General features: G+C 72.3%; 15 protein-coding genes. 10 read left to right on the forward strand and 5 right to left on the reverse strand.

Annotated elements, in window-relative coordinates:
* The first annotated feature begins 93 nt into the window (after window positions 1-93).
* The 8 genes from WH07_RS12550 to WH07_RS12585 all read left to right on the forward strand — a co-directional run bounded on the left by WH07_RS12550 (window position 94) and on the right by WH07_RS12585 (window position 8,130).
* Window positions 94-891: an HpcH/HpaI aldolase family protein gene (locus WH07_RS12550; protein WP_046499555.1), complete on the forward strand. Its 798-nt coding sequence runs from the start codon at window positions 94-96 to the stop codon at window positions 889-891.
* Window positions 888-2,141: a sialidase family protein gene (locus tag WH07_RS12555; RefSeq protein ID WP_046499558.1), complete on the forward strand. Its 1,254-nt coding sequence runs from the start codon at window positions 888-890 to the stop codon at window positions 2,139-2,141. The genes WH07_RS12550 and WH07_RS12555 overlap by 4 nt, the downstream gene beginning before the upstream one ends.
* Window positions 2,142-2,270: 129 nt before the next feature.
* On the forward strand, window positions 2,271-2,723 hold the full coding sequence (locus WH07_RS12560; RefSeq protein ID WP_046499587.1) for a lamin tail domain-containing protein: 453 nt from the start codon (window positions 2,271-2,273) through the stop codon (window positions 2,721-2,723).
* Window positions 2,724-2,789: 66 nt separating this feature from the next.
* Complete coding sequence (locus WH07_RS12565; protein ID WP_269801368.1) at window positions 2,790-3,500, forward strand: NADPH-dependent F420 reductase; 711 nt, start codon at window positions 2,790-2,792, stop codon at window positions 3,498-3,500.
* Window positions 3,501-3,739: 239 nt separating this feature from the next.
* Window positions 3,740-4,480, forward strand: coding sequence for a class I SAM-dependent methyltransferase (locus WH07_RS12570; RefSeq protein WP_046499569.1), 741 nt, complete (start codon window positions 3,740-3,742; stop codon window positions 4,478-4,480).
* Window positions 4,477-5,610 (forward strand): pyridoxal-phosphate dependent enzyme, encoded by a 1,134-nt coding sequence (locus WH07_RS12575; RefSeq protein ID WP_079023171.1) that lies wholly within the window; start codon window positions 4,477-4,479, stop codon window positions 5,608-5,610. The genes WH07_RS12570 and WH07_RS12575 overlap by 4 nt, the downstream gene beginning before the upstream one ends.
* Window positions 5,607-6,857, forward strand: coding sequence for an ATP-grasp domain-containing protein (locus tag WH07_RS12580; RefSeq protein WP_046499574.1), 1,251 nt, complete (start codon window positions 5,607-5,609; stop codon window positions 6,855-6,857). The genes WH07_RS12575 and WH07_RS12580 overlap by 4 nt, the downstream gene beginning before the upstream one ends.
* Window positions 6,847-8,130, forward strand: a complete 1,284-nt coding sequence (locus tag WH07_RS12585) for an MFS transporter (protein WP_046499578.1) — start codon at window positions 6,847-6,849, stop codon at window positions 8,128-8,130. The genes WH07_RS12580 and WH07_RS12585 overlap by 11 nt, the downstream gene beginning before the upstream one ends.
* Window positions 8,131-8,138: 8 nt before the next feature.
* Here WH07_RS12585 and WH07_RS12590 read toward each other — a convergent pair whose 3' ends face one another.
* Window positions 8,139-8,774: a sigma-70 family RNA polymerase sigma factor gene (locus tag WH07_RS12590; RefSeq protein ID WP_046499581.1), complete on the reverse strand. Its 636-nt coding sequence runs from the start codon at window positions 8,772-8,774 to the stop codon at window positions 8,139-8,141.
* Between the two features lie 230 nt (window positions 8,775-9,004).
* The gene (locus WH07_RS12595) at window positions 9,005-9,676 is read right to left on the reverse strand and encodes a hypothetical protein (RefSeq protein WP_046499591.1); all 672 of its coding nucleotides are present in this window, start codon (window positions 9,674-9,676) and stop codon (window positions 9,005-9,007) included.
* 152 nt (window positions 9,677-9,828) lie between these two features.
* Between WH07_RS12595 and WH07_RS12600 the strand changes: the two genes are divergently transcribed.
* Both WH07_RS12600 and WH07_RS12605 read left to right on the forward strand, forming a co-directional pair.
* Window positions 9,829-10,866: a ferric reductase-like transmembrane domain-containing protein gene (locus WH07_RS12600; RefSeq protein WP_079023172.1), complete on the forward strand. Its 1,038-nt coding sequence runs from the start codon at window positions 9,829-9,831 to the stop codon at window positions 10,864-10,866.
* Window positions 10,867-10,996: 130 nt separating this feature from the next.
* Complete coding sequence (locus WH07_RS12605; RefSeq protein ID WP_046499595.1) at window positions 10,997-12,553, forward strand: CAP domain-containing protein; 1,557 nt, start codon at window positions 10,997-10,999, stop codon at window positions 12,551-12,553.
* A 52-nt stretch (window positions 12,554-12,605) separates the two neighbouring features.
* Here the strand turns inward: WH07_RS12605 and WH07_RS12610 are convergent, their stop codons facing one another.
* The 3 genes from WH07_RS12610 to mptB form a co-directional block, all read right to left on the reverse strand.
* The gene (locus WH07_RS12610; protein ID WP_052744345.1) at window positions 12,606-13,367 is read right to left on the reverse strand and encodes a DUF4232 domain-containing protein; all 762 of its coding nucleotides are present in this window, start codon (window positions 13,365-13,367) and stop codon (window positions 12,606-12,608) included.
* A gap of 84 nt (window positions 13,368-13,451) precedes the next feature.
* On the reverse strand, window positions 13,452-14,648 hold the full coding sequence (locus WH07_RS12615; protein ID WP_232788841.1) for a glycosyltransferase 87 family protein: 1,197 nt from the start codon (window positions 14,646-14,648) through the stop codon (window positions 13,452-13,454).
* Between the two features lie 62 nt (window positions 14,649-14,710).
* Complete coding sequence (mptB, locus tag WH07_RS12620; RefSeq protein WP_046499584.1) at window positions 14,711-16,138, reverse strand: polyprenol phosphomannose-dependent alpha 1,6 mannosyltransferase MptB; 1,428 nt, start codon at window positions 16,136-16,138, stop codon at window positions 14,711-14,713.
* Window positions 16,139-16,267 lie beyond the last annotated feature (129 nt).

Genomic DNA, 16,267 nt, shown 5'->3' on the forward strand with positions numbered 1-16,267 from the left:
TGTCATACCACTGCCCCGCGAGCCCCGACCCGAGCCCCGACTCCCGACTCCCGGCCGAAGGCGACCACTTCACCGCCCCTAAGGAGCCCTTTCATGACCCGCGCCCCGTCCGGCACGCCCGCCGCCTTCGCCACCGCGCTGCGCGCCCGCGAACGGCTCATCGGCTACTGGTCCGTCCTCGACTCACCGGTCTCCACCGAACGCATCGCCCGCCTCGGCTACGACTATGTCGCGCTGGACGCCCAGCACGGTCTGCTCGCGTACCAGGGCGTCCTCGCCTCCCTCACCGCCATCGACACCAAGGGGAGCACCGCCGTCGGCCTGGTGCGTGTCGAGGCCAATGACCCGGCGCCGATCGGCCGCGCCCTCGACGCGGGGGCGGCCGGGGTGATCGTGCCGCTGGTCGATACGGCCGAGGACGCGGCCGCCGCGGTGGCGGCCGTACGGTATCCGCCGCTCGGCCGCCGCTCGTACGGCCCGATGCGTTCGGCCCTGCGGATCGGGCCCGTCCCGGCGGAGGCGCACGCGCAGACGGTCGTCCTCGCGATGATCGAGACCGCGGACGGTCTGGCGAATGTCGCGGAGATCTGTGCCACCGAGGGCCTGGACGGTGTCTATGTCGGCCCGTCCGATCTGCGGATCGGCATCGGCGGCGCCTCCCCGAACGATCCGGCGGTCGGTGAACGGTTCGAGTCGGCGCTGGTGACGATCCGCGAGGCGGCGGCCGCCCGCGGAATCGCGGCGGGCATCCACAATGCGGACGGCGCGAGCGCCGCCAGGCGGCTGGCCGAGGGCTTCACCTTCGCCACGGTCTCCAGCGATCTGGTCCATCTGGAGCAGGCCGCGGGCCGCCATCTCGCCGCCGCCCGCGCCACGGGACAGAACCGGTGACCACAACACCGTCCGCGTCCGCCTCCCCGCCACCCTCCGCCGATGGTGTGCTGCGCCCGCACCCGTCGCAGCCGGGCCGTGCGGAAGCGCATCTGCCGGCGCCCGCCGTACAGAGCCACGCCGCGAATCTGGCGGTCCTGCCCGGCGGCGATCTGGGCTGTGTCTGGTTCGCCGGTACGCAGGAGGGCGTCGCGGACATCTCCGTATGGTTCTCGCGGCTCGCCCAGGGCAGCGACAACTGGTCCGCGCCGGTACGGCTGTCCGACGATCCGGCGTGCTCCGAGCAGAATCCGGTGCTCTTCCCCGCCCCGTCCGGCGAGCTGTGGCTGCTGCACACCGCGCAGCACGCGGGCCACCAGGACACCGCGGAGGTGCGGCTGCGCGTCAGCGGGGACGGCGGCGCGAGCTGGGGTCCTTCCCGGACGCTGTTCCCGTCGACCGCCGGGGGCGGGGTCTATGTGCGGCAGCCGGTGACGGTGCTGCCGTCGGGGCGCTGGCTGCTGCCTGTGTTCCGCTGTGTCACGGTGCCGGGGCGGCGGTGGTCGGGCGGCGACGACACCAGCGCGGTCATGGTCAGCGAGGACGGCGGGCGTACCTGGGACGAGCGGCCGGTGCCCGGTTCCACCGGCCTGGTCCATATGAACATCCACCCCTTGCGGGACGGTTCGCTGGTCGCGCTGTTCCGCAGCCGCCGCGCGGACTCCGTATACCGGAGTACGTCGGACGACGGCGGGCGGACCTGGACGGTGCCGGAGGCGCTGGCCCTACCGAACAACAACTCCTCGCTCCAGTTCGTACCGTTGGACGACGGCCGGCTCGCCCTGGTGCACAACCACAGCAGCGCGGCGGACGCCACCGAGCGGCGTGTGTCGCTGTACGACGAGATCGACGACGAGGGCCTCGGCAGCGGGACGAGCCATCCCGCCCCGGACAGCAGCCCGGACCTGGACGGCGGCGCCTTCTGGGGTGCCCCGCGCGCCCCGCTCACCCTCTCCGTATCGTCGGACGGCGGTCTGACCTGGCCCGTCCGCCGCGATCTGGAGACCGGCGACGGCTACTGCCTCACCAACAACTCCCGTGACGGACTCAACCGCGAGCTGTCCTATCCGTCCGTGGCCCGTACCGGCGACGGCACCCTGCACATCGCCTTCACCCACCACCGTCGTACGGTCAAACACCTCCGGCTGAGCCCGGACTGGACCGCCCGGGAGCTCGGGAGCCGCCGCCCGGTCCATGACAAACAGGCGTGACACACGTGGTGACGTACTTCTGATGTGTTTTTCCGGAAAACGGTGTTTCACCGGCACGGGCTGCGTAATGTCTGGCTCCTCGCGCCGCTGTCCTGCGCGGCGCCCTCCCTGAACAGGACGTATTCCTTCATGCCCCGTGCCCGCATAGCCGGCGCCGCCGCACTCGCTGCGGCGGCAGCCACCCTGATGATGTTCCCCGGACAGGCGCAGGCCGCCGGTTCCGTGTACATCACCAAGATCTGGTACGACTCCCCCGGCTCGGACAACAGGTCCAACGCCAGCCTCAACGGCGAGTGGGTCCAGATCAAGAACAGCACCACCAAGTCCGTGAGCCTCAAGGACTGGAAGCTCACCGACGCCTCCCGGCACGTGTACACGTTCAAGACGTTCACCCTCAAGCCCGGCAAGACCGTGACCGTGAAGACGGGCAAGGGCACCGACACGGCCGCCACGGTGTTCCAGCAGCGCGCCGCGTACGTCTGGAACAACGACAAGGACAAGGCCACCCTGACCCGGTCCACGGGAGCGGTGCACGACACCTGCTCGTACAACTCCACGCGGTACGACTACAAGAACTGCTGACGAGCGGACCGTCCTGAGACTGCTCCGGACGGCGGGTCGGACACCGTCGCGGGGAATATCGCGGCGGTGTCCTCCGCTGGCATCCGCATGAGCACTCTTGGACTGATCGGCAGCGGAAACATCGGCGGCACCCTGGCGAGGCTGGCGGTCGCCGCCGGAATCGATGTGGTTCTCAGCAATTCCCGCGGGCCGGAGACCCTCTCCGGTCTGGTGGCGGAGCTGGGCCCGAGGGCGCGGGCCGCGACACCCGCCGAGGCGGCCGAGGCCGGCGACTGGGTCGTGGTCAGCGTGCCGCTGAAGAACTACCGCGAGGTACCGGTGGCGCCCCTGGCCGGGAAGGTCGTCCTCGACACCAACAACTACTATCCCGACCGCGACGGGCGGATCCCGGAGCTGGACGCGGAGGAGACCACCACCAGCGCTCTGCTCCAGGAGCACCTTCCGGAGTCGAAGGTCGTCAAGGCGTTCAACAACATCTTCTTCAAGCATCTCGCCGCGCTGGCTCGGCCCGCCGACGCGCCCGACCGCACGGCCCTGCCGATCGCCGGTGACGACGAGGAGGCGAAGGCCTCCGCCGCACGGCTGATCGGCCTGCTCGGCTATGACGTCGTGGACGCGGGCCCGCTGGCGGAGAGCTGGCGGTTCCAGCGCGACGCCCCGGCCTATGTCCTTCCGTACGCACAGGACCTGGAGGGTCTCGGGATCTTCAACGACCCGGGCAGGAGCGCGGACACCGACACGGTCCGTACGGCCCTGGGCGAGGCCAAGCGCGGCTGACCGCGCGGCCGGCAGGGAAACCGAGCGCCGCCGGGGCCGGTCCCCGGCGGCGCTTCCCTGTTCCCGCCCGTCCCGCCGTACCGCTTTCCCGTCCCGTATCCCCTCCCCTGCCGCGTCCCGACCCGGACGTCTCCCGAATCTCCCGGGAACCAGCCGTCGCCCGCGCCCGACTACTGACAAGGAGTGGACAACAGGGCACGGATCACGGGCCGTCGGGGCCCAGAAAGAGGGCAGGACGGTTGAAGTGGTACGAGGACGACTCCCTCTGGTCCGACTTCGCGCCCACGATGTTCTCCCAGGACCGCGCCGAGCAGGCCGCGGGCATCGTGGCGGATTCGCCACTGCTCGACTTCGGGCCCGGCGCCCGGGTGCTGGATCTCTGCTGCGGCCCCGGTCTCTTCCTGGTGCCGCTGGCCCGGCGGGGATACACCGTCACCGGTGTCGATCTCAGTCCGTCCATGCTGGAGCGCGCGGAGACGGCCTGCGCGCAGGCCGGGGCCGATGTGCGGCTGATCAAGGCGGACATGCTGGACTACGTCGAGCCGGGGTCCTTTGACGCCGTGCTCAACGTCTTCACCTCCTTCGGCTACTTCGACGATCCCGACGCCAATCTGCGCGTACTGCGCAACGCCCGCGAGTCCCTCGCCCCCGGCGGCCGGCTCCTGGTCGATGTGATGGGCAAGGAGGTCCTGGCGGGCTGGATCGGCCGTCCGCAGGCGGTGGACCTGCCGGACGGTTCGTATGTCGTGCAGCGCGACACCGTGCTCGACAGTTGGCGCCGGCTGCGGACCGACTGGACGCTGGTGCGCGGCTCGACCGCCCGTACCGCGTCGATCAGTTCGTTCCTCTACAGCGCCGCCGAACTGCACGACCTCTTCGTGACGGCCGGGTTCACGGACGTCGAGTGCTTCGGCGGCTTCGACGGCTCCGGCTACGGTCCGGGCTCACGCAGGCTGATCGTACGGGGGATCCGGAAATGACACCGGCACGCATACACGAGCACATCACCGACGCGATGAAGGCCCCCGACCTGATCAGACTCGGCGGCAACACCGTCCTCGCCCGCTTCGAGACGATGAAGGTGTACGCGGCACTGGGCGCCGTCCGTACGCTGCTGCGGCGCGGCCGTATCGTCCCGGGACAGACCCTCATCGACAGTTCGAGCGGCATCTACGCGCTGGCGCTCGCGATGGCCTGCCACCGGTACGGGCTGCGCTGTCACATCGTGGCGTCGACGACCGTGGACTCGGTGATGCGCGCCCAGTTGGAGATCCTGGGCGCGACGGTCGATCAGATGCCGCCGTCGGAGAGTCTCCGGCTCGACCAGGAGCGACGAGTGCGGCATGTGCGTGAACTCCTGGCCCGCAGACCGGACTTCTACTGGATGCGGCAGTACCACGACGCCGTGCACTACGCGGGATACCGGGAGTTCGCGGAGCTGGTCACCGAGGCGCTGCCCGAAGGACCGCTGACGGTGGTCGGCGCGGTCGGTACGGGAGCGTCGACGGGCGGGCTGGTACGGGCGCTGCGCGGATCGGGCCGGGCGGTACGGCTGGTGGGCATCCAGCCGTTCGGAAGTGTGACCTTCGGCAGTGAGCGGTTCAACGATCCGGAGGCGATCATCGCGGGCATCGGGAGTTCGATCCCCTTCGAGAACGTACGGCACGAGCTGTACGACACGCTCCACTGGGTGGACTTCCGGCACGCCATGGCGGGCGCGGTCGGCCTGCTGCGCGAACACGCCGTGTTCGCCGGGCTGTCCACCGGGGCGGCGCATCTCGTCGCGGGATGGGAGGCGGACCGGGATCCCGGCCGGCAGCATCTTGTCATCGGCGCGGACACCGGACACCGGTACGCGGAGCGGGTGTTCGCCCGGCATGCGGAGGCGCTGGACAGACATGCCCTGAGGCCGCGCCGGATCCGCGCACTCGATGAGCTGCGGCTGCCGTGGTCGGTGATGGAGTGGGAGCGCCGCGCCCACAAGGAACTGGTGGCGGCGGATGTCGGCGCCGGCGGATCAGCCGGACCCGGCGGGGCGGCCGGAGCCATCGGGCTGGAGAGCGGATCCGGTGCCGCGCCGGAATCCATGGCACAGGGGGAGCCGTCATGACCGTCGTCGCACTGGAGTCGCTGTCCTTCGGGCTCGGCCGGATGGCCGCCGCCGCGACCGCCGCCGGACACGGGCTGACACTGCTCACCGGTGACCGCACCGTGTACCGGCACGAGCTGGCCACCCTGCCGGACGGGGCGCTCACGGTCGTCGATGTCGACACCTTCGATCCGGAGGCGACCCGGCGCGCCCTCACGGCCGTTCCCGGCTTGGCCGGTCTCATCAACACCACGGACACCTGGAGCGTTCCGGCCGCCGATCTCGCGGCCGAGCTGGGACTCCCGGGTCCCGATCCGAACGCGGTACGGGTGCTGCGCGACAAGGCCCGGGTGCGCGGGCTGCTGCACGGCGCCGGGCTGAGCAAAGGCCCCGCCGTGCGGGTGCGGCTGGGCGACGGCAGTGGGAACACCGCCGCCGATCCTGCCGCCGAGGTGCTCCGTACGATCGGACTCCCCGCCGTCCTCAAGGACTCCGCGGGCACCTCGTCCCGTAACGTCTGGATAGCGAGAGACCCGGAGTCGCTGCACTCCGCGCTCGCCGAGGCCCGCCGACGCGCCTTCATCGGCGAGCTGTTCGCGGAGCCGTTCCTCGCCGGGCCGCTCTACAGCGCGGAGACCCTGAGCTGGGCCGGGGAGACCCGGCTGCTGGGGGTGCTCAGCCGGCAGACCTCGCGGGAGCCCGCCGTACGGGAGGAGGCCGCCGCCTTTCCGGTCGCGCTGCCGGACGGGGAGTCTGCCGGCATCGAGGAGTGGGTCGGCCGGGTGCTGAGCACGGCCGGTCATCACGAAGGCTTCGCCCATGTGGAGTTCATCCTCACCGCCGAGGGCCCGCAACTGGTGGAGATCAACCGGCGGATCGGCGGGGCGCTGGTCGGCGAGGCGCTGTGCCGGTCCCTGGGTGTCAATGTGTACGAGGCCATGATCGACACCGCGCTGGGCCGCCGCCCCGGACTGCTGGACTCGGCGCTCGAACACACCGGCCCGGCCAGCGGATTCGTGCTCGTCTATCCGGAGCGGACCGGTGAACTGGCGGGCTGGCAGGGGCTCGACGGGCTCGGGGCGTACCCGGGTGCGGTGCGCTGGTATCCGGTGAAGGCGCCGGGCGACACCATCGCCACCGTGGCCGACCAGCGGGGCTGCACCGGGATGGTCCTGGCGGAGGCGGCCACCGCGGAGCTGGCGCTGCACCGGGCAGCGAGCGCGGCGGTGGGGGTGCGTCCCGTACTCGTGGCCGACGGTGGGCGGTGAGCGCGAGGCCCGCGGACGGGACCGTACGAGCGTCCGGAGGCCGAATGCCCCGGGGCGCCGGGGCGTCGGGTGGCCGACCGGGCCGCAGTCCTTTCTGCTGGCCTGCTCGTTCCTGATCACCCTGGGCAGCTTCGCCGTACTCCCCTATATGTCGGTACTGCTGCACCAGCGGCTGGGGCTCGGTCTCGGTACGGTCGGGGCGGTGCTCGCCGTGGCGTCGCTGGTGCAGTTCTCCGGCGGGGTGGTGGGCGCGGCGCTGGCACGGCGGATCGGACTGCGCGGCACGATGCTGGTGGCGCTGGCGGTGCGTACCGCGGGGTTCGCGGCGTTCGTGCCGGGGCTGGGCAGTCCGGCGGTCGCGATCGGCGCGCTGTTCCTGGTGTCGTGCGGCGCTGCGCTCTATCTGCCCGCGAACAAGGCGTACTTGGTGGAGGGCGCGAAGGAGTCGGAGCGGCCCAGGCTGCTGTCGGCGAGCGGTTCGGCGTTCAACGCGGGCATCGCGCTGGGGCCGCCGGCCGCGGCGCCCTTCGTACTGACGTCACCGGGCGTCCTGTTCGCGGGGGTCGCAGCACTGTTCGCGGCGGTGGGTCTGGGACACGCGCTGCTGCCACCGGCCGCAACGCCTTCGACGGATCCGGAGTCGAAGGCGGGCGACGCTTCCCGTACCGGCCGCGACCGCACCGGACGCGAACGCACCGGCCGGGAGGCGTTGGCTTTCACGGTCACCGTGCTGAGTGTGTATGTCTTCATGTTCTTCCAGCACTATCTGGCGCTCTATGCCGTCCCCCGGACGTCGGCGTCGTTCTACGGCGCGGTGCTGATGGGCTACGCCTGTCTGCTCGTCGTCGCGCAGCCGCTGTTGTCGGAGTGGATCGCCGGGCTCGCCTACCGCAGGGCCATAGGGGTGGGCTTCGGCGCGATGGCGGCCGGTACGGCGCTGATCGCGGCCGGCGGCCGTCCCGGTATCGGCGCGGGCGCGGCGCTGCTCTGCCTCGGCGAGATCGTCCTCTTCCTGAAGAACGATCTGGAGGCGCTGGCCAGGTCCTCCGCACCGCCCGCCACGGTCTTCGGCAGACAGCGGCTGGCGGCCGGGATCGGGGCGTTCGCCAGCGGGGTGGCGGGTGGTCAGCTCTACGCGGTCGCGGAGGGCATGGACATGGTTCCGGGCTTCTGGCTCGCGGTGTCGCTCCAGAGCCTGGCCCTGCCGGTGCTGCTGATGGCGGTGGCGCGCCGCCGGGGCCCTTTACCCGGAACCCCGGACAAGCGCCTCTGACACAGGAGTTATGACGAGAGTACGGCCGGCGTGCGATCGGGAAGGAGGCCCGGAGAGGCCGCGTCCGGCTGCCAGACCGAGGTGAGGTCCCGGCGGGCGCGGGCCACCCGGGACCGTACCGTACCGACCGGGCAGCCCGCGGCGATGGCGGCCTCCGCGTACGACAGCCCCAGTAACTGGGTCAGTACGAACGCCTCCCGCCGTGACGGGTCCATCGCGTCCAGCACGTCGAACACCGCGACGCTCTCGTCGAAGCCGGGCAGATGGCGCGGCTGCGCGCGCTCGGCCGCCGTCTGCCAGTCGGCGGTGTCGGCGACCCGCGGCCGGGCGGCGGCGCTGCGGTAGCGGTCGACGACCACACACCGCGCGATGGACAGCAGCCAGGTGCGCGCGCAGGAACGGCCGGCGAACTTGGCCAGGCTGGTCAGGGCCCGCAGATAGGTCTCCTGGGCCAGGTCGTCGGCGCCGGGCACGTCGGCGCTGAGATGTGCGACGAACCGGCGTACGTCGTCGTAGGTCGCGCGCACGAAACGCTCGGCGGCCTCGCGGTCACCGGTGCCTGCGGCCAGCGCCCAAGCGGTGATCTCGCCGTCGTGGTGGGCGGATCCGACGGTGCGCGGGTGTGCCGGTGTGGCAGTGGGCATCGCATTGGGTCCTTAGCGTCCTCGCGGCACCGCGCCGGATCGGGGCGGGGCGCCATCGGTGGCCGGCCCGCCGCGCGAGGGCGCGGCGGATCACCGGCATGCCTGTGAACAGGCACGCGTGCGTGCCTGAGGGACCCTCGGCCGCGGTGGGACGGATGCGCGCGCCGAAACGCGCCCGGGACACCTGAGTGTCCGGGCGTGGGTGCGCCTCGCGGGGTGCGGACGGAAGGTCAGAGGAAGGACGGGTGCGGTGGCGGACCCCGGCGGGAGATGCCGTACAGCAGGACGAACCGGCGCGGGCGACGGGGCCGGTACGGTACGGGGATCCGGATCAGCGGCGGGCGCGGTCCGGCGGCGGACAGCACCTGCCAGGCCAGCAGCAGCGGGGCGCTGACGAACAGCGCGAGCGAGCGCCCGAGTTGGAGGAACGCTGCCTCCCCGCGCCACAGCCACCAGCCGCACAGCAGCCCCGCCACCAGGTGGGCGAGGGCCATGCCGGAGGTCAGTGAGTGGCCGTCGAAGGCCAGCAGAAGGGCGGGAAGGTCCGCCGCCCCCTCGGCCATTCCCGCATGTCCGTGCGCCGTCGCCGTACCCGAACGCCCCATGCCTGGCATGGCCATGGCCCGGGACTCCGTGGCGCCCGGCAGGAAGACATGCGTCCAACTGAACAGGGCGTGCAGTAGGACCTGTCCAGCCGCACTGGCGCCGACGATCGCGGGAGCACCACGCTCACGTCCCGCCAGCCACCAGCCCGCGCCCCCCGTGGCGACCAGTGCGAGGGCCAGGGCGGGCCAGGGCAGCGGGGTGTCGGACTGGAGGGCGTGCCCGAGCCCGGACACCGCTACGCACACGGCCGCGAACACCACGGCGCGTGTGAGACGGAGTGGGGGCCCGGCTCTCATGACTGCCATCGTGTCACTCGTGACGCAGCGTCGGAAAAGGGCGAGTAACCCCCAATCTTGTGATCCATGTCACACGAAATCGCCGGGAACTTTCCGGGTCCCGCGCCCGACTCCTGGGATAACCCGCCGAAGCCATCGAGAAGGCCGCCCTGATGAAGCCGTCCCCCGCGCCCGCCGCACCCGAGCCGACGGACCCGCCCGCCACCACGACCGCCGAGGCCGGCGACGCCGGTACGACCGGCGCCGACCGGTCGCCGCCGCCGTCGACATCATCGTCGTCACCGTCGTCCAGAGTCACACTCAGATCGGATCTCAGAGCGTCGATACCGGACGGCCTGATCGCCCTGGCCGTGACCGCCGCCGTCTTCGCCCTGCTGTACGCCCGTATCAAGGCGAAGACCTCCTCAACCGTGACCGTCATGCCCTTCATGGCCGACGCGGGCGGCTTCTGGATGTACTTCCTCAGTCAGGCCTTCGGCTGGGCGGCTCTCCTCTGGGCGTGGACCACGGTCGTACTGGGGCTGCTGCTGTCCGGGCCCCGGCCGGCCCGGCTGCCGCTGTCCGCGCAGCGTCTGGAACGGCTCCACCGGACGACCAGCCTCAATACGATCGCGCTGATCATCGCCCATGCCCTGTTCTTCGCCGCGGAGTTGGTTCGGCACGACACCTCGGGCTGGTTCTCCCGGCTCTGGACCGCCTTCGTCGAGTCGTTCGTACCGGGCGGCTACGACTCCGGTACGGGCCAGATCGCCATTCCGGTCGGCCAGGCGGCCCTCTATCTGGCCATCCCGCTCGGGCTGCTCTTCTACGTCCGGCACCGTATCGGCCCCAAGACCTGGCGTGTGCTGCACCGGTTCGTGATCGTCGTGTATGTGCTGAGCGTGTGGCACACCCTGCTGTACGGCACGAACGTCTGGTACGACGGCTGGTTCCGGACCTCGGTCTGGCTGCTGCAACTGCCCATCGCGGCACTGCTGCTGGCACGACTCCTGCGGCCCGCGCGCCGTTCCGAGCGGCTGTCGGGCCCCGGCGCGGGCACCGGCTCGCGCGCGGTCTGGGGACTGCGGCTGGGCGGGCGCCTGATGGTGGCCGGGGTGGTCGTCGCGCTCCTGGCGGTGATCGTCAGCGGGCGTGACGGCGGGCGTACGGTTCCGCCGGCCGACACCACCTCCACGCACAACCACAACTGAGCGCGGCGCTCCGGGCCGGAGCCTGGCGGGACCGCGCGGGGCCGGGCCGAACAGGGGCGGAACCGGGGCGGCCGTTCCGGACGTTTCCCCAGGGGACGGCGTACGGAACGGAACGGAGCGTGCTGTGGCGATGGCCGAGTTGGTCCCCGGAGGGAATCTGCCCCTGCCCGACACGGCGCAGACGGTCGAGGTGCCCGGGCCCTTCGATCTGTCGCTCCTCATCACGGACGACAGCGGCAAGGTCGGCGGGGACGGCGACTTCGTCTTCTACAACCAGCCGTCGGCTCCCGGTGTCCGGCTGTACGAAGGCCGGGCCGAGCTGGACCCGCGCCGGCTGCGGCCGGGAGCGACCCGTGTCACCGTGGTCATCAGCCCGGCCGATCCGGGCACCGCGCTGGGCCGCCTGCCGCTGCCGGTACTGACGGTACGAGGGGGCCGCGGGCGGACCGTACTGGCCCGCTTCACCCCCGCGCGCCCGGCACACGAGACGGTCCTGCTGCTGGCGGAGATCTACCGCCGCGGCTCCGGCTGGAAGCTGCGCGCGCTGGGGCAGGGATACGCGGACGGGCTGGCCGGAATCGCCCGCGACTTCGGCGTGGAGGTGACCGAGGAGCCCGCCGCTCCGGCGACGCCCACGGCCGCCGGAGGCGCCGGCCGGGCAGGCGTCCCCGGCGGACGCGGCGCCTCCGGACCACCCGGCCGGTCCGGTGCGACCGGTCCCTCCAACGAGCCCGGCGCTCCTGGCAGGGGCGGCATACGCGGCCTGCTGGGCGGGCTCGGCGCATCCGGCCGGACCGGACCGTTCGGCGGGCGCGGCCCGTCGGGTCCATCTGCGCAGTCCGGCGGACCCGGAGCAGCAGGCCCGTCCGGTACGCCCGGCCTCGCCGGGGTCTCCGGCGCGCCCGGCGGGACCGGGGAGTTCGGCGAGCTGATCCGGGACGTACGGCTGCGGGCCGGGCTGCCCGCCGTCGTGCTGGACCGGCGCCTCTCCGGCGCCGCCCAGGCACACGCCGCGGTGATGGCCGGGCAGCGGCGACTCGGGGCGGACGGCGCGGACGGGGTGTCCGTGTTCCAGCGGGTCACCGCGGCCGGCTACCGCTATGTCCGGATCGATCAGCACCTGGTCTCCGGGCCCCGTACGCCCGGCGAGTTCGTGGAGTACTGCCTCAGCGGGGAGCGGACGCGGGAGGCGCTGTACGATCCGGCGCTCACCGAGGCCGGTGTCGGGCAGGCCGTCGACCGCCGCTCGGGCGATGTCTACTGGACAGCGCTGTGGGCGTGCCCCTTCACCTCGGACGGGCTCCTGCGGACCGCCGCCGAGGTCGTCGCCCTCACCAACGCGGAGCGGACCGCCGCCGGGCTCCGGCCGCTCGCCGACGACCGGCGGCTGGCGTCGGCCGCGCAGGCCTACAGCACCGACATGGCCGCGCGCGCCTTCTATTCGCACACCTCGCCCGAAGGGCTGGAGCCCTGGGACCGCGCGGCCGCCGCGGGCGCCGCGCACCGGGGCATCGGCGAGAACATCGCCTGCGGCCAGCGGAGCCCGCGCGAGGTGGTCCGGGGCTGGATGAACAGTCCGGGCCACCGGGCCAATATCCTCAAACCGGACTTCACCCATATCGGCATCGGCTTCGCGGGCGGCGGTCCGGCCGGCACCTACTGGACACAGCTCTTCGGCCAGGCCTGACCGCCACCGCGGCCACCGCACCGCCACCCGCGCAAGCTCCACGCCCGAGCCGTCAGCCCGGCCGCACCGCCGTGGTCGTGAAGGTGCCCCCGCAGACGACCGGCGATTCGGTACGGAGCGTCATGGCGTCCCTGGACCCCGGCGGATAGATCCTCAGCAGGGCGGGCGCGGGCCAGCAGGACGTCCCGTTGATGCCCCTGTTCAGGGTGTGCAGGGTGACGTCCGCGCTGCCGCCGGGCCCGAGCCGTACCGCGGGAAGCCGCTCACCCTCGCGGGTGGCGGGACGGCCGATCATGGCACCGTCGCCCGCGAGAAGAGAGACTCCCGGGAAGCCCAGCAGGACGCAGGCGTCCCGCCCCTTGTTGATCAGCCGCAGGTCGTAGCGGATATTGCCCGCGCCCGCGTCCGGCGCGCTCAGGCTCAGCCCGAGCCGGTCCGCCGTACACCGTGACGCGGACAGCGCCGAAGGAGCGGACGAGGCCGAAGGGACCGGGGAAGAGTCGGGGGCCGAAGGCACCGGCCGGTCCGGGTCAGTGGGCACCGAGTCCGTGGGCACCGGGGACATGGAGGCCGGAGGCGTGCCCGGTGCCGCCGATGTCACCTCCGTACCGCCGGTCCGCGGCACGGTGCCCGCACCGGACGCCCCGGGGCCGGAGACCGTGTCCGCTCCCCCGCCGCACGCCGCCGTACCGAAACCCAGCGCGATCACCGCGACCGCCACCGCCGCCCCGCGTGCCGCTCTGCGGGACCGTACCGGCCGTCTCCCCGCGGCCTCGCCGGCCGGTGTCCTGGAGCCATGGAAGAGATCGGACATACGATCCACCTGCCCATCGACGACGCACGGGTTCCCGCCGTACGTATACCCGGAAAGGCGGCACCGGCGACGCCACGCCCTCGCTTATCTGGTGGCGCCCGCCCCGCCGGTGAGCCCTTCGCTCACATCCCCCGGGCTCAGGGGCGCCTCGGCGGCCAGGGGTGTCGTCTCGGGCAGCGGCCGGCTGTGCGGCCAGGGGCGTACGAGCAGCAGGCCGAGGGTGATCCAGACATAGGTGTTGGCGCCGAGGAAGGCGCCTACACCGGTCGAGTCCCAGCGCCAGAGCCACACCACGCTGCTGCACAGGATCACGTACAGCACCGCGCACACCGCCAACAGCGCCCGGCGCTCACGCTGTTCGCGACGCAGGGCACTGTCCGTCAGGACGATGAGCGCCGGAATCACCCAGACCAGATGGTGGACCCAGGTCACCGGGCTCACCAGACAGGCGGCGAGCGCGGTCAGGGCGAATCCGGCCCGGTCGTCGCCGTCGCGGACGGCGGCGCGGGCGCGGTACGCCCAGAGCGCGAGGACGGCGAGGACACAGGCCAGCCAGAGCGCCCGGCTGGGGTGGTCGGGCTGGAGACGGGCGAGGACGCCTTGCAGGGACTGGTTGGAGACATAGCTGAGCGAGCCGACGCGGTCGGTGTTCCAGAGGGCGTCGGTCCAGAACGTACGGGTGGCGCCGGGGTCGATCAGGGCGGCGAGCAGGGTCGCGCCGCATGCCGTGCCCGCCGCGATGCCGGCCTGCCGTCTTCGGCCGGTGATCAGCAGATAGAGAATGAAGAGGGCGGGGGTCAGCTTGATCGCCGAGGCGAGGCCGATGCCGATGCCCGCGTACCGGCCGCGTCCGGTGGCCAGCAGCCGGGCGTCGGTGAAGACCAGGGCGACGAGCAGCAGGTTCACCTGGCCGAAGCTGAAGGTGTCGCGGACCGGTTCGAGCAGCGCGAACATACAGCCGGCCACGACGAAGGCGAACCACCGTACGGAGCAGACGCGCTGGATGAGCGGGCCGACGAGCCAGTGCAGCAGCAGCGCCGACGCCACCACGCTCAGCGTGATGCTGATGCCGACGGCCACCGGCCAGGAGACCAGGGCCATGGGCAGCATGGACACGGCGGCGAACGGCGGGTAGGTGAAGCCGTAGTGGGTACCGGGCACGAGGTAGTCGTAGATCCGGCCCTCGTGATGGACCCACTCGCCGACCGTGCCGTAATAGACACCGACATCGAAGAAGTCCCGGTGGAGCGGGACGGTCGCGAGGAAGACTGCGGTGGCCACGACGAGGCACACGGCTATGGTGATCCGCCCGGCGGGACTCGCCAGGGCACGGCGCGTCCCCCTCATGAGGCGGCCTGCGTACGCGAGGGCACACCGCCGGGGGCGGACATCTCGAACATCCACCAGAGCGCGAGCAGCGCGAGCGCGCCACCGCCCACGGCGAGTGTCAACTGCATGCCGTCCGGCGGATATCCACTGGGCAGCAGGCCCAGGGCGAGGACCCCGCTGCCGCCCGCGGCCCAGCGCCGTACTCGTCCGTCCGGTGCGGCGGCGGCTATCAGGAACAGTCCCCAGATCGCGTACCACGGCCGGAAGGCCGGGCCCAGCACGAAGAGCGCGAGCAGGGAGAGGGCCAGGGCGTAGACCGGTCCCAGCCGGACCCGGCGCAGCCACAGGATCCCGATGGCGACGGCGGTGGCCAAGAGGCCCAGCCACCGCCACGCCGGTACGGCCAGATCGGCGAAGCCGCTGCCCGCTGAGTCCAGCAGGGCGCCGCTGAGCCGGCCCAGTCCGCTGGTCAGTGACCAGTTGTCGGGTGATACGGGGGTGCCCAGCGCGGTGAGCCAGCCGTAGCCGGTACCGGTCACGGCTGTCACGGCCGCTGTGGTGGCGAGGGCGATGGCACCGGTCAGCGCGGCGGCTCTGAGCATACGGGCGCGTCCGGTGAAGTGTCCGGACCACAGGACCACGACCGCGAGCAGCCCGAGCGCCGCGGGCGCCTTGACCAGGGCACCGAGGGAGACGAGGAACGCCGCTCTGGCGGGCCAGCCGCCCAGCGCCGCCACGAGTCCGGCGCCGAGCAGCCCCAGCATGAGCGCGTCGTTGTGGGCGCCCGCGACGAGATGGAGCAGGACGAGCGGGTTGAGCGCGCCGAGCCAGAGCGCGGCGGAGCGCTCCACTCCGCAGCGGTCGGCGAGCAGCGGCAGGAAGGCGATCATCAGTCCGACGCCGAGCAGGGCGACCAGCCGCATACCGAGGATCCCGGCGGACATGTCGACATGGGCGAGATCGGCGGCCTTGGCTGCGGCTGCGAGGAACACCGGGCCGTAGGGCGCCGGGGTGTTCTGCCAGACGGGGGCCACCTCGGTGGCGAGCGGGCCGCCGAGCTGCGCGGGCCCGTGGGTGTAGACGTCGATGCGCGCGTCGACCATGGCGCCCTGCGCGAGATAGCTGTAGACGTCCCGGCTGAACAGCGGCGGTCCGAGCACCAGGGGTGCCGCCCAGGTGCCGAGGGTCAGCAGCAGGGAGCGCGGTGAGGGGGGCCGGGGTCCGCGTACCGCGCGGCCCAGCCACCACCAGGCCGCGATCAGCAGGACGAGCCCGAAGTACGCGCAGAGCACGCCGAGTGCGGCGCGGCCGGACGTGGGCAGAAGGGCCTCGCGTACCGGCAGGGCGCCCGCGGTCAGGCCGCCCACGGTGAGCGCTGCGGAACCCGCGAGCCCCAGCGTCCGGCATCGGTTCGGGTCCACATCCGCGTTCAGGGCGAGCATCTGTGGAGGCTTGCAGGAGGTGGTGGCCGGAAGGCGACGCCCTCGCCACCGGCCGGTGGCCTAGGCATAGCCACCGTCTTAAGTCCGTACGGAAGAGGGGCCCGGGAGGTTTGGAGCGGCGGGGACGGG

This window comes from Streptomyces odonnellii (assembly GCF_000981895.1).
GTDB lineage: Bacteria > Actinomycetota > Actinomycetes > Streptomycetales > Streptomycetaceae > Streptomyces > Streptomyces odonnellii.

What these genes read in the sequence shown, in the direction of transcription:
- WH07_RS12600 (WP_079023172.1), top strand. Translation starts at nt 9,829, where the DNA reads ATGAAGCCGTCCCCCGCGCCCGCCGCACCCGAGCCGACGGACCCGCCC.
- WH07_RS12605 (WP_046499595.1), top strand. Translation starts at nt 10,997, where the DNA reads ATGGCCGAGTTGGTCCCCGGAGGGAATCTGCCCCTGCCCGACACGGCG.
- WH07_RS12595 (WP_046499591.1), bottom strand. Translation starts at nt 9,676, where the DNA reads ATGAGAGCCGGGCCCCCACTCCGTCTCACACGCGCCGTGGTGTTCGCG.
- WH07_RS12550 (WP_046499555.1), top strand. Translation starts at nt 94, where the DNA reads ATGACCCGCGCCCCGTCCGGCACGCCCGCCGCCTTCGCCACCGCGCTG.
- WH07_RS12560 (WP_046499587.1), top strand. Translation starts at nt 2,271, where the DNA reads ATGCCCCGTGCCCGCATAGCCGGCGCCGCCGCACTCGCTGCGGCGGCA.
- WH07_RS12575 (WP_079023171.1), top strand. Translation starts at nt 4,477, where the DNA reads ATGACACCGGCACGCATACACGAGCACATCACCGACGCGATGAAGGCC.
- mptB (WP_046499584.1), bottom strand. Translation starts at nt 16,138, where the DNA reads ATGCTCGCCCTGAACGCGGATGTGGACCCGAACCGATGCCGGACGCTG.
- WH07_RS12610 (WP_052744345.1), bottom strand. Translation starts at nt 13,367, where the DNA reads ATGTCCGATCTCTTCCATGGCTCCAGGACACCGGCCGGCGAGGCCGCG.
- WH07_RS12580 (WP_046499574.1), top strand. Translation starts at nt 5,607, where the DNA reads ATGACCGTCGTCGCACTGGAGTCGCTGTCCTTCGGGCTCGGCCGGATG.
- WH07_RS12590 (WP_046499581.1), bottom strand. Translation starts at nt 8,774, where the DNA reads ATGCCCACTGCCACACCGGCACACCCGCGCACCGTCGGATCCGCCCAC.